Genomic DNA, 12,461 nt, shown 5'->3' with positions numbered 1-12,461 from the left:
GTCTGTTGAGAGAAATGTATTATTAATATCATCAATATATTGATGACCAAATCTACTTTTTCATTGATTCAGCTGATCTTTTTTTAAGTGATTTTTTCTAAATACTAATGATTTAACAAACGATTATGTGGACATAATGACCATTGTTGGCGACATACTATGGTTCATATTGTCGCAATGACGTTGTTAAATTTATATTTAGGCATGTTAATTTAGAGGTGTGTCGCATTTTTAATATGGCACTGTAATTGCTTTATCTCAGTATCCATTCCTTACGGCAAGATATATGAGATGTGAGATCAATCGTTTCGATAACGTAAATAAGATTTCAGGTGAGTTCAGTGGCGCATTTGCTGATTTAGGTACCTTTCTTCCTCTCGTTTTAGGCTTAATTTCCCTTAATCAATTCTCCCCTCAAGGGATATTTTTAGGCTTCGGTTTTTTTGCCTTATTTACGGCATTTTATTATCGACGCCCCATTCCGATACAACCTATGAAGGTGATCAGTGCGTTAGTCATTGCAGAAGGAATGTCTCCTGGAATGTTACAAGCATCCGCCATGTTAATGGGCCTTATTCTACTTGTTTTAGCCTATAGTGGCATTATTCAATGGATGGCTAAGTTGTTATCGCCGGCGATCAGTATTGGGATCCAGTTAGCAATAGGACTCCAATTGATATGGTTAGGTGGCGTCATGATGAGCGAAACATGGTGGGTAGGCATACTTGCTTTTAGTTTTTTGTTTGCCAGTCGTTTTATGCCAATGCAATATTTGGTGATGCCGGTAGTGATTATTCTTGGCATTGTTTGGCAGTTAACAAGTGGGACTCTGCCCAGTGTTAACTTGAGCCATACCAGTGTTTGGCCGTTGAGTTGGCCGAGTATCGATGAGTGGGGCTCTGCTGCTGTTTTATTGGTGCTACCTCAGTTAGCGCTCACATTGACCAATGCAGTGATTGCGATTTCTGCGATGGCAAAAGATAAATTTCCTCAAGAAAGTGAAAGATTTGAACCACAACAATTTGCTAAAAGCTCTGGTTGGGCTAACTTGCTGTTATCGCCTTTTGGTGCAACGGCAATGTGTCACGGCGCTGGTGGGTTGGCGGTGCAATATCACTTTGGCGCACGAACCTGGCTAGCACCGACTATTTTTGGTAGTGCGTGCATTGTTATTGCCATCTTTTGGGGTAAAGGTATTGCCAGTGCATTGTCATTGATCCCTTTAGCCGTTTTAGGCAGTTTACTTGCCATAGCAGGGACACAATTAGCATGGTCTAAACGTTTATTTGATGGCAAGCCGTTTTGTATGTTGGTTATTTTATCAACCGCGGTGACGTGTTTATTGATTAACACCGCAGCCGGTTTGGCTGTTGGTGTCGTACTAGAGTTAGGTCGTCACCAATGGTTGAATCTTGTTAACTCGAAACAGTAATCGTGCACTTGTAGGGTAATATTTGTGAGCTTATGGTGTCTTTTTTTATCAGGGCAGTCTGACAGCGCAGCAATAGTCCAATGAGTCAGTTGCTATTTTTGAAGTGACTAATCAACAAACTGTGGTAACATTTTTGTCCTGTTCTATCTTCTTTTGTGTGATCAATGAAAAATACCCTTACTCGTGGTTTAACGAATTTATTACCTATGGTGCTATCGATCTGGCTTTTCTGGTCATTGTTCATCTCCCTTGATGGTTTAGGTAAGCTATTACTTGATATTGTTGGAATAGAACCTGTTTTTGTCGGCGCAGGTTTTTGTTTGGTCGCAGCCTTAGTCTTTATTGCGGGATTATTATTTTCAGTTAGCCCAATTGTATGGGTCTATGGCTGGATTGAAAATCAACTGATGAAGTTTCCATTGTTTAAATCGGTTTATGGCAGCATTCGGGATATTGCCAGTTTAATGAACCGTGACGGCCAACCTAAAACCCAAAAAACCGTGTTAGTAAAGCAAGCCAATGGTAGCTTTGTAGTCGGTTTTATCATGAGTGAGTTTGCGCCACAGCCCTTAGTTGATGCTTTGCCTGAAGGCGATTGGGTGCCAGTATTATTTCAATTGAGTTATCAAATTGCTGGGGTAACAAGCTTAGTAAAGCGTGAAGACTTAATCAGTGTTGATTGGTCTTTTGAAGATGCAATGCGCTTTAATTTAACCGCTGGAATATCGAATAGCAAAGACGCTTCATAGCCGCTAAAATCTGTTTGGAGCGATAACAGTTGATAAAAGCGATAGCTGCCAACGCTGTACTAAAAATAAAGCGTTTTAGGGCTAAAGACTAGGACGGATTTGCCGTTCTGCTCGTTCGTTTGTCATCTCTAGTTATCGCTTTGACTTTGCATATATGACCATTGCAGCGTAATGGTCTACAAGATGCTATAAACAATTACCCCAAGTGATAACAGTGATTTATCCTTGAGGCCATTTTATTTATGAGTGATAAATTAATGTCAGCCAACGAAAGTAAATTAGATAAAGTATTAGCTGAAGCCAGAGACTATAAAGCCTCTCGTGAGAAAGGCTATCGTGAGCAAGCCCTTAAGCTCTACCCTTGGGTATGTGGTCGCTGTACTCGCGAATTCACCCATAAAAACTTATCTGAACTCACGGTACATCATCGCGATCATAACCACGATAACAACCCATCAGATGGCACCAATTGGGAATTATTGTGCTTGTACTGCCACGACAACGAACACTCACGTTTTGAAGAATTAATTCGCTATGGCAGTACCAAAGAAGCCAAACAACAAGCTGCCACCTTCAACCCATTTGCTGACTTAAAAGCCATGATGAAGAAGTAGTTCAGCGACGGGTAAAGTGCTAAGAGCGATGACAAATTGATAACCGGCGATGACAAGCGCGAAACCGCCTAGGATCTATGACGTTTCACGGCGAGATACTATAACATCAAATTCAAAAGGGTGAAGCTTAGGGGGCTAGATTCCATCATGGCAATACTTCTGAGCTATGCCTGATGCTTTACCCTTGTTATAGAAGGCCAAGTGCACTAGCAGGACGCAGTCCGCCCTAGTATCTAGGCTCGTAATCGCTCGTTATAATCTATCAGCGTTTAATCCGTTTTTCAGCTTCTAACCATTTGGCTCGTGACAAGGTCTGATTATTACTCTCACCTAAAAACTGTTGTTTTCTGGCCGTTAAACTGTCCCAAATGAGCTGTTGTTGCTCATCATTCATTTGTGACCAAGTGACAATCTCATCGATGTGACGAAAACAACCCATACAATAATCATCAGCATTTAAGCCACAACGGGCGACACAAGGTGAGTGCATAGTTTACAATTCCGGTTTAGGTATTCAATGGACTGCATCCTATCATTTCAATCAGCTAAGGTTAACTATAAGCAGCCATATGTCAGTAATCGATTATCATTCTACCTTTAACGCGGTCGATACACTTCTTGATGCTTTAAAACCCTTATGGCAGCTGGTTGCTTTTGAGTGTGACCACTTACCTTGGCAACAGACCTTTCCGCAGTTAGCTCAAAAAGTGTGGCAGCTTGACGATGGTGAAATAGATAGCCTCGATATGGATCAGCAGTTGCTGGTTGAGACGTTATTGCCCAGTTTGATGAGCGATATTAAACAAAGTCTATTACCACAGGCTGACGAACTCATTAGTCAACTAAGCTGGTTAGTCATCACTTCGGCTACACAATCTGTTAATTCAGAGAATACGGTCGATTTTCCCAGTCAAGAGCAACAAAATAATCAGCCTGAAAATGACGATTTAGTGCATTTTAGCGCTCATATTAAAGGGCGAAAATGGCAGCAAATTACGGCGTTTTCACATCAAGTTGATCCAAAGTATCAACCTTTGTTACCTCGATTACCCATTTTAGAATGGTGTGCTGGTAAAGGCCATTTAGGCCGTTTAGTCGCCAAACAGCAACAGGTTGAGGTGACCAGTCTTGAGTGGCAAGCGAGTTTATGCGCCCAAGGGCAAATGTTTGCCAAACAATGGCAAATCCCGCAGCGTTTTATTTGTGCCGATGCGTTTGCGCCAATAGACTCAAGTAAACCGCTATTGTTAATCGATCAACATGCCATCGCATTGCACGCCTGCGGTGACTTACACATACGTTTACTCAAGTTAGCAACCTTAGCGGGTACTCGGGCGATTTCTATTTCACCTTGTTGTTATCATTTGATTGAGCATGAAGATTATCAGCCGTTATCGGCTTTAGCCAAAGGCAGCGCTCTGAAGCTGTCAAAGCATGATTTACAACTACCATTGCAACAAAGCGTTATTGCCAACAGTAAAAAACAACAATTACGCAATCAAGAGGTATCATGGCGCTTAGGGTTTGATAGCTTGCAGCGAGATATTCGAGGTGTAGAGGCTTATTTGCCGGTGCCGACGATTAAAAAAAGCCAGCTTAGCGGTAGTTTTAGCGATTTTTGCCAATGGGCAGCAAATCAAAAGCATTTATCACTATCCAGTGAGATTAATTTAAGCCATTATTTGCACCGCGGTATTGCGCGTCAACGCCTGACAAAGCGAATCGATTTAGTGGCTCATTTATTTCGTCGTGTATTGGAGCGCTGGCTGTTGCTCGACCAAGTCTGTTTTTTACAGGAGCAGGGATACCAAGTTACCTTGGCTGAATTTTGTGCAAACAGTGTGACACCACGAAATGCCTTGATCCAAGCAATTAAAACAGACGAATAACAGCATTTGTCACAAATCGGTAAATTAAACCATTGTTTATACTAGTCTATTTACCTTAAAACTGTGAAAATCAACATACTAGTTAATCAAGCAATGAAATCTAACCATAAATAATTATCCAAATCACGGTATTGGCTTACTGTTTTTGATTGAATAATTAGGCCATTCTTGTTCAAATGGCGGGTTAATAACGAATAACAACTATTCTAGTGGCTTTTGGGCTTGCTAGAGCGAAGCGAATTATACGGTTTAATGAAATATTCACGCGTCTTTATCAATAGTCTGGCCTATGAGCTAGCACCACAAGTAGTGTCGAGTAGCGATTTAGAATCTCGCTTGGCGCCACTGTATCAAAAGTTTCGTATTCCAATGGGGCAACTTGCCGCGTTAACCGGAATTACCGAGCGTCGCTGGTGGCCTAAAGGTCATCGTTTATCAGATGGTGCCATTGCTGCAGCACGAAAGGCCTTGAATGAAACCGGAATCAATGTCAGTGATTTAGGCGCTGTGGTTTACACCGGTGTCTGTCGTGACCAACATGAACCCGCTACCGCTTGTCGTATTGCTGCTGAACTCGGGGTGTCTAAAGACACTGCAATCTACGATATCAGTAATGCGTGTTTAGGTGTGTTGTCGGGCATTTTAGATATTGCTAACCGCATAGAGTTAGGCCAAATCAAAGCCGGTATGGTGGTGTCGTGTGAATCTGCACGAGACATAGTTGATGCGACCATCGACCACATGTTAGCTGAACCTACCATGCAAAATTTTGCTCAATCACTGGCGACATTAACCGGTGGCTCAGGCGCTGTTGCGGTAATTTTAACCGATGGCACTTTGGACCTTAAAACCACTCGCCAACACCAGTTGTTAGGGGCGAGTCATTTGTCTGCACCAGAACATCACCAATTGTGTCAATGGGGCCTGCAAGAAGCTGGGCACTTGTTGTACCGTGAGTTTATGCGTACAGACGCGGTCACCTTATTGAAAGAAGGTGTCGAGCTTGCCAAGCACACTTGGGAGCATTTTTTAGAGCAGCGTGATTGGGTTGTCGAACAAGTTGATAAAGTGATTTGTCATCAAGTGGGGGCTTCCAACCGCCGACAAGTGCTCAATGCATTAAATATACCCCATGAAAAAGAATATCCCACCTATCAAACATTAGGCAATATGGGCACGGTCTCACTCCCTGTGACGGCGGCAATTGCTCATGATGAAGGTTTTTTACGTGTTGGCGATCAAGTCAGCTTTTTAGGAATAGGCAGTGGCTTAAACTGCATGATGTTAGGAATTAAGTGGTAAGCCTATGGCTGCACTGACGTTTTTGCATTTCATTATAAAAATAGTTAACAGGATGCATCATGCTAGACAACTTGCTGCCATTTAAACGTCATTTTTTAGATCGTAATGGCAATAAACTGCACTATATCAACGAAGGCCAAGGCGAGCCTGTTGTGATGGTGCACGGTAATCCTAGTTGGAGTTACTACTACAGAAATTTAGTCAGTGCCTTGAGTGATTCCCATCAATGTATTGTGCCAGATCATATTGGCTGTGGTTTATCAGACAAGCCTGATGATCCTCAATATGATTACACTTTAAAAAGCCGCATTGACGATTTAGAAGCTTTGCTGGACAGTCTTGATGTTACACAAAACATTACTCTAGTGGTGCATGACTGGGGCGGTATGATTGGTATGGGCTTTGCGGCGCGCCATCCTGATCGCATTAAGCGTATCGTGTGTTTAAACACTGCAGCCTTTCATTTGCCTAAAACCAAGCCGTTTCCATGGGCGCTATGGATTTGTAGAGAAACTTTGCTAGGCACCTTGCTGGTTCGTGGTTTGAATGCGTTTTCGTCAGCGGCTTCTTATGTTGGCGTTAAGCGAAAGCCAATGGCAAAAGAGGTTCGAGAAGCCTACGTTGCGCCTTTTAATTCGTGGAAAAATCGTATTTCGACCTTACGCTTTGTGCAAGACATTCCCCTAAAGCCAGGCGATCGTAATTATGATTTAGTCACCAGTATTGGCGACAGCTTAAGTCAGTTTGCTGATGTCCCGACACTGATTTGCTTTGGTTTACAAGATTTTGTATTTGATAAGCATTTTTTACAAGAATGGCGACAGCGAATGCCTCATGCCACTGTGCACGAGTTTGCTGACTGCGGTCATTACATTCTTGAAGATGCCAGCGACGAAGTCATTGGCTTAATCAAAGATTTTATCGCAAAAAACTAATCCGACTAAAAGGCTCATTTGAGCCTTTTAGTGATTTTAAGCGTCTAAAAAGTTTGGCTTGGTTACCTGTGTTATCACAGCAAGCCTGCTCAGATGAATCATCCACATTAGTCAGAATGAATAAACATGACTCAAACCACCGTTGTCGCTAATGCCAATATCTGCCAGCATCTAAACACCGCTGCGCAAACCATGCCAACAGAGCTTGCCGTTGCTGTGCAACATGCCAAGCAAGGGCGATTTGATTATCAAGAAATTGATTTTATCAGCCTGCATCAGCAATCCGATATGATTGCCAAAGGCTTATTGCAATTTGGTATTACACGCGGCATGAAAGCCGTGTTAATGGTGACACCCAGCCTTGAGTTTTTTTCGCTTACCTTCGCCTTATTCAAGGCGGGGATTATTCCTATTCTGGTCGATCCTGGCATGGGTATTAACAACCTTAAACAGTGTTTTGAAGAGTCACGCCCGGATGTGTTTATTGGCATACCTAAAGCCCATATTGCAAGGCGTATGCTCGGTTGGGGTAAGGGTAGTGTTAAACACCTTATTAATGTCGGAGGCTCGGGTTTACAGCGTTGGTTAGCTAATGCGATTAGCCTAGAAACCATAATTGAAATTGGCCGTAATCAAGCGCAACCACTTAAGATAGCATTGCTTGAACGCGATGAAATGGCGGCGATTTTATTTACCAGTGGTAGCACAGGAACCCCAAAAGGCGTGGTTTATAGCCATGGGATGTTTGAAGCACAAATTAGCGCCCTTAAACACGATTACGGTATTACTCCTGGCGAGCGAGACTTAGCCACATTCCCGCTATTTTCATTATTTGGCCCAGCACTGGGCATGGCGTCTATTGTGCCCGACATGGATGCCAGCAAACCCATTAGCGCCAATCCTGCCAATTTGTTTGCTGCAATCGATCAATATCAATGCAGTAACATGTTCGTTAATCCCGCCTTATTAGAACGCTTAGGCCAAGCGGGCGAGCAAACTCAGCATAAGTTAACCAGTGTTAAACGGGTTATTTCAGCTGGTGCGCCAGCTACAATTAGCTCGATTAAACGTTTTAGCCAGATGCTCAACCCACAGGTTGAAGTGCTGAATTCTTACGGCGCGACAGAATCTTTGCCTATCAGCATGATTGGCAGTCATGCATTGTTTGCTACTAGCGAATTAACCGATCAAGGTAAAGGAATTTGTGTCGGTAAGCCAATACAGTCTGTCAGTGTGGATATTATTGCGGTTACTGATGCAGCGCAGCCTGAATGGGTAAAGGTTAATAAGCTTAGCGCCAATCAAATAGGCGAAATCGTGGTGAGTGGTCCCATGGTCAGTCAAGCCTATTACCAACGTCAACATGCGACAGACTTAGCTAAAATTAACGATGGCGATCGCGTTATACATCGTATGGGAGACGTAGGGTATATCGACGATAATGGCTTATTGTGGATGTGTGGACGTAAAGGTCACATAGTTGATGCTACGCGAGGTAAGCAGCGGCTTAAACGCTTTTATACGCTGCCCTGTGAGCGAGTGTTTAATACTCATCCTCAAGTTAAGCGTTCCGCCATTGTAGGCGTTAATGTTAATGGTGATATGGTTCCGGTTTTGTGCGTCGAATTAAGCAAAGGCGTTGTTTGCTCAACCTCTAAAGTTCTTTATCAAGAGCTAATGGCATTGGCTCAGCAGTATCCACATACTGAAGGCATTGGGCGCTTTTTAATTCATCCAGATTTCCCTGTCGACGTACGTCATAATGCGAAAATATTCAGAGAAAAACTCGCCATATGGGCCCAAAAGCAATGGAAAGAATAACGATGGATTTGGCAGACTTACATCCTCTGGAGCAAGCTGCATTGAAGCAGTTAGCGCAATCGGTCAGCAAAGTTTTTGTGACCGGTGCGGGTGGCTTTCTTGGGTTCGCCATTTGTCAGCGTTTATTAGCCGCTGGAATTGAGGTTGTCGGTTTTGCCAGAGGTCATTACCCTAAGCTTATAAAACTTGGGGTTGATATGCGTCAAGGTGATATTAGCGACTTTGCTAGTGTCAAACAGGCAATGCAAGGTTGCGATTTAGTTTTTCATGTGGCATCAAAAGCTGGCGTGTGGGGCAGTAAACAAAGTTATTTCTCGCCCAATGTCGATGGCGCAGCCAATATCATCAACGCATGCAAAGCGGTTAATATTCAAAGGTTAATTTATACCAGCACCCCAAGTGTAACGTTTGCTGGTGTGGATGAAAATGGCATTAATGAATCTGCACCTTATGCCAGTGAATACCTTAATTACTATGGTGAATCGAAAGCCATCGCTGAGGCCATGATATTAAAAGCCAATCATTCCATGTTAAAAACGACCGCCTTAAGGCCGCATTTAATTTGGGGGCCAAATGATCCTCATCTGGTTCCGCGAGTGATCGAACGGGCTAAAGCAGGGCGCTTAAAACTGGTAGGACAGCAAGATAAACTGGTCGATACGATTTATGTCGACAATGCCGCTTATGCACATATTCTGGCGGCAGTTGACCTTGTTGGCGCCGCCAATAGTGCCGGTAAAGCCTATTTTTTAAGTAACGACCAACCGATTACAATGGCTGCAATGCTTAACCAGATCCTAGCTTGCGTTGATTTACCGCCAGTGACCAAGCGAGTTCCTGCATCTGTTGCTTATGCTGCTGGTGTGCTTCTTGAAACAGTCTACGGCTTACTTAACAAACAGCAAGAGCCCATCATGACTCGCTTTGTCGCAAGACAATTATCAACCAGTCATTACTTTGATATCAGCGCGGCAAAACAAGATTTAGGCTATCAGCCGCTGGTGAGTATTGAGAAGGGCATGCAAAAGCTTAAGTTATCACTGTCGCACTAATTGCCTGTTAATCATCTGCGTTGGCGGTTTAGGCTGTTAGCACAAAATGTCTTTAATTATTGCCCATGATAATCTGCACTATAGAAAATCCCCTTACTAAAAACACCACACCAAATGGTTTGTAAAATTGTTTTTACATTAATGGTTTTGGTTATTTTTTAGCAATCGCTTGGTTATATTTTATTCCACTGTATCTTGAATCTTGACCACCATACAAAAGTTATCCTAAAGAGGGTAACAACTCATAACAAGGTGGCGCAGGGAGAATCAATGCAAGACAACAAGAACAACACATGGAATTTAGCAACTTTAGCTATTCATGGCGGCCATCAACGCGAAGCCTTTGGCTCACTTACTACACCGCTATACCAAACCGCCACATTTGTATTTGATAACGTAGAGCAGGGTGGTGCTCGCTTTGCTGGCGAAGAAACAGGCTATATTTATACGCGTTTAGGTAATCCAACCACTGCAGAACTCGAGCGCAAAATGGCGTTGCTTGAAGGCGCAGAAGATGCGGCCGCAACCGCATCAGGTATGGCTGCTGTATCAAGTGCACTACTAACCCATTTACATGCAGGCGATCACTTGATTGCTTCCAAAGCCGTTTATGGTTGTACCTTTGCGTTAATGACCACTCAGCTAACCCGTTTAGGCATTACCAGCACCTTGGTTGATTTTACTGATATTGCAGCAATTGAAGCGGCTATTATGCCCAATACCAAAGTGATATTTTGTGAAACCCCAGTGAACCCACATTTACAAGTATTTGATCTTGCTGCAATCGCCAAAGTTGCTAAAGCCCATAAATTGGTATCAATAGTCGATAACACCTTTATGACGCCCTTATTGCAACAACCTTTAGCTATGGGTATCGACATGGTGATCCACAGTGCTACCAAGTACTTAAATGGCCATGGTGATGTTATTGCCGGTATTGTGTGTGGTAACGCCGAGCACATGCACCGACTCAAATATGAAATACTCAAAGACTTTGGTGGCGTGATATCCCCACACGATGCTTGGCTTATTTTACGCGGCTTAAAAACCTTAGATGTACGATTAACTCGCCACTGTGACAACGCTGAAGTATTAGCTGAATATTTAGATAAACATCCTAAATTTAGCCAAGTTTTTTATCCAGGGCTAAGTCATCATCAAGGTCATGGTTTTATCGGTATGCAAATGAAACGCGCCGGAGGGGTGATTGCATTCGAACTCAAAGGCAATAAGCAAGACGCGATCAACTTTGTTAATCGTCTAGAGCTCTTTACCATAGCAGTCAGTTTAGGTGATGCAGAGTCCCTAATTCAACACCCAGCATCTATGACCCACTCACCATACACTCCAGAGGCCAGACTCAGTGCCGGTATTACCGATAATTTACTGCGTATCTCGGTTGGTTTAGAGAATGTAGAAGACCTGATAGCAGACATAGAACAAGCACTACTGTAATAAAATTATACAAGCGGTAAGTGAATGAGACACCTAGATCCCTGATACAAGCACTCAGGGATGACGTGCGGGTGTGGCTTACAGTTACATGCCAATACAAAGCTAGTAGGTGATGCTTACCACTACTTAATACGAATAATGCCCACTTCCTCGTCGTTCCGGCAATGCTTTTTAGCCGGAATCCAGGTGTTAGCTACAAGGTAAACAGAAACACCTGGATCCCTGATACAAGCACTCAGGGATGACGTGAGGGTGTGGCTTACAGTTACATGCCAATACAACGCTAGTAGGTGATGCTTACCACTACTTCATACAAACAACGCCCACTACTACGTCATTCCGGTAATGCTTTTGAGCCGGAATCTTGGCATTTGAGGATGACTGAGTTGAAGTAAAGCCAAGACAACAGCTGGATCTCCCGATAAAAGCATTCGAGGATGACGGCGGTGAGGCGAAATTTCCTCTATTCGTGATTCTGATAATGTTTGTTTATCCGTCATTCCGGTAATGCTTTTAAGCCGGAATCCAGTTTGTAGCTTTTACAGGCACCCATCTAACTAGATGCTATATTTTATTTATCATTTAGTCAGGTACACGCTTATGGACAAGCAATCATATATTTACATCATGGCTAATCGGCCTAATGGCACACTCTATATTGGAGTGACGTCTGATTTAATCAGACGAAATTGGGAGCATAAAAATGGCTTGTCTGATGGCTTTACTAAAAAATATTCAATTAATTTATTAGTCTACTACGAAGTTTTTGATGACATTTATAATGCTATAACAAGAGAGAAACAGCTTAAAAACTGGAAGCGTGAATGGAAAATAGCATTGATTGAAAAGCAAAATCCACAATGGGATGATCTCGAAATATAAATCAATCAGCTTTTACCATCAACAAGGCAAAGAATGGATCCCCGATAACAGATCTCGAGGATGACGACTGAAGTAAAGCCAAGACAACAGCTGGATCCCCGATAAAAGCATTCGAGGATGACGGCGGCGAGGCTAAATTCCCTCTATTCCGTCATTCCGGCAACGCTTTTGAGCCGGAATCTAGGTGTTAGCTTTTACGCTTTTAAGTAAGATCAACAGCAACACCTGGATCCCTGATAACAGATCTCAGGGATGACGTGCGGGTAGGGCTTACAGTTACATGCCCAATACAACGCTAGTAGGTAATGCTTACCACTACTTCATACAAAC

Annotated in this window: 11 protein-coding genes; 10 read left to right on the top strand and 1 reads right to left on the bottom strand. The window is 43.0% G+C overall.

Annotated elements, in window-relative coordinates; genetic code table 11:
- Window positions 1–286: 286 nt before the first annotated feature.
- From GW828_RS15550 to GW828_RS15540, 3 genes are all read left to right on the top strand, one after another.
- Window positions 287–1,432 (top strand): putative sulfate/molybdate transporter, encoded by a 1,146-nt coding sequence (locus GW828_RS15550; RefSeq protein WP_273058739.1) that lies wholly within the window; start codon window positions 287–289, stop codon window positions 1,430–1,432.
- Between the two features lie 164 nt (window positions 1,433–1,596).
- Window positions 1,597–2,181 carry a DUF502 domain-containing protein gene (locus tag GW828_RS15545; protein ID WP_124016194.1) on the top strand — a complete coding sequence of 195 codons (585 nt, stop codon included), beginning with the start codon at window positions 1,597–1,599 and terminating at the stop codon, window positions 2,179–2,181.
- Window positions 2,182–2,438: 257 nt separating this feature from the next.
- Window positions 2,439–2,795 carry a YajD family HNH nuclease gene (locus GW828_RS15540; RefSeq protein ID WP_182723507.1) on the top strand — a complete coding sequence of 119 codons (357 nt, stop codon included), beginning with the start codon at window positions 2,439–2,441 and terminating at the stop codon, window positions 2,793–2,795.
- A gap of 262 nt (window positions 2,796–3,057) precedes the next feature.
- Here the strand turns inward: GW828_RS15540 and GW828_RS15535 are convergent, their stop codons facing one another.
- Window positions 3,058–3,285: a DUF1289 domain-containing protein gene (locus GW828_RS15535; protein WP_124016193.1), complete on the bottom strand. Its 228-nt coding sequence runs from the start codon at window positions 3,283–3,285 to the stop codon at window positions 3,058–3,060.
- 79 nt (window positions 3,286–3,364) lie between these two features.
- On the opposite strand from GW828_RS15535, the gene GW828_RS15530 reads away from it, so the two are divergent.
- The 7 genes from GW828_RS15530 (at window position 3,365) to GW828_RS15500 (ending at window position 12,131) form a co-directional block, all read left to right on the top strand.
- The gene (locus GW828_RS15530) at window positions 3,365–4,684 is read left to right on the top strand and encodes a methyltransferase (RefSeq protein WP_273058736.1); all 1,320 of its coding nucleotides are present in this window, start codon (window positions 3,365–3,367) and stop codon (window positions 4,682–4,684) included.
- Window positions 4,685–4,936: 252 nt separating this feature from the next.
- Window positions 4,937–5,986, top strand: a complete 1,050-nt coding sequence (locus GW828_RS15525; RefSeq protein ID WP_124016191.1) for a 3-oxoacyl-ACP synthase III — start codon at window positions 4,937–4,939, stop codon at window positions 5,984–5,986.
- A gap of 59 nt (window positions 5,987–6,045) precedes the next feature.
- The gene (locus GW828_RS15520; protein WP_124016190.1) at window positions 6,046–6,921 is read left to right on the top strand and encodes an alpha/beta fold hydrolase; all 876 of its coding nucleotides are present in this window, start codon (window positions 6,046–6,048) and stop codon (window positions 6,919–6,921) included.
- A gap of 126 nt (window positions 6,922–7,047) precedes the next feature.
- A complete protein-coding gene (gene oleC, locus GW828_RS15515) occupies window positions 7,048–8,742 on the top strand; it encodes an olefin beta-lactone synthetase (RefSeq protein WP_273058733.1) in 1,695 nt (564 codons plus the stop codon).
- Window positions 8,730–9,794 carry a 2-alkyl-3-oxoalkanoate reductase gene (gene oleD, locus GW828_RS15510; protein ID WP_273058731.1) on the top strand — a complete coding sequence of 355 codons (1,065 nt, stop codon included), beginning with the start codon at window positions 8,730–8,732 and terminating at the stop codon, window positions 9,792–9,794. The genes oleC and oleD overlap by 13 nt, the downstream gene beginning before the upstream one ends.
- Window positions 9,795–10,064: 270 nt before the next feature.
- Window positions 10,065–11,249: a methionine gamma-lyase gene (gene megL / locus GW828_RS15505; RefSeq protein ID WP_273058729.1), complete on the top strand. Its 1,185-nt coding sequence runs from the start codon at window positions 10,065–10,067 to the stop codon at window positions 11,247–11,249.
- Window positions 11,250–11,849: 600 nt separating this feature from the next.
- Entirely contained in the window at window positions 11,850–12,131 is a 282-nt protein-coding gene (locus tag GW828_RS15500) for a GIY-YIG nuclease family protein (RefSeq protein WP_273058727.1), read from the top strand.
- The last annotated feature ends 330 nt before the right edge of the window (window positions 12,132–12,461 follow it).

This window comes from Shewanella vesiculosa (assembly GCF_009994065.1).
Classification (GTDB): domain Bacteria; phylum Pseudomonadota; class Gammaproteobacteria; order Enterobacterales; family Shewanellaceae; genus Shewanella; species Shewanella vesiculosa.
Note: the sequence above shows the minus strand (reverse complement) of the source record. Positions and strands in the feature narration are given on the sequence as shown.

Coding starts and splice junctions, on each gene's coding strand:
- GW828_RS15540 (WP_182723507.1), top strand. CDS start 2,439: ATGTCAGCCAACGAAAGTAAATTAGATAAAGTATTAGCTGAAGCCAGA.
- oleC (WP_273058733.1), top strand. CDS start 7,048: ATGACTCAAACCACCGTTGTCGCTAATGCCAATATCTGCCAGCATCTA.
- GW828_RS15550 (WP_273058739.1), top strand. CDS start 287: ATGAGATGTGAGATCAATCGTTTCGATAACGTAAATAAGATTTCAGGT.
- GW828_RS15500 (WP_273058727.1), top strand. CDS start 11,850: ATGGACAAGCAATCATATATTTACATCATGGCTAATCGGCCTAATGGC.
- GW828_RS15530 (WP_273058736.1), top strand. CDS start 3,365: ATGTCAGTAATCGATTATCATTCTACCTTTAACGCGGTCGATACACTT.
- GW828_RS15535 (WP_124016193.1), bottom strand. CDS start 3,285: ATGCACTCACCTTGTGTCGCCCGTTGTGGCTTAAATGCTGATGATTAT.
- GW828_RS15520 (WP_124016190.1), top strand. CDS start 6,046: ATGCTAGACAACTTGCTGCCATTTAAACGTCATTTTTTAGATCGTAAT.
- GW828_RS15525 (WP_124016191.1), top strand. CDS start 4,937: ATGAAATATTCACGCGTCTTTATCAATAGTCTGGCCTATGAGCTAGCA.
- megL (WP_273058729.1), top strand. CDS start 10,065: ATGCAAGACAACAAGAACAACACATGGAATTTAGCAACTTTAGCTATT.
- GW828_RS15545 (WP_124016194.1), top strand. CDS start 1,597: ATGAAAAATACCCTTACTCGTGGTTTAACGAATTTATTACCTATGGTG.
- oleD (WP_273058731.1), top strand. CDS start 8,730: ATGGAAAGAATAACGATGGATTTGGCAGACTTACATCCTCTGGAGCAA.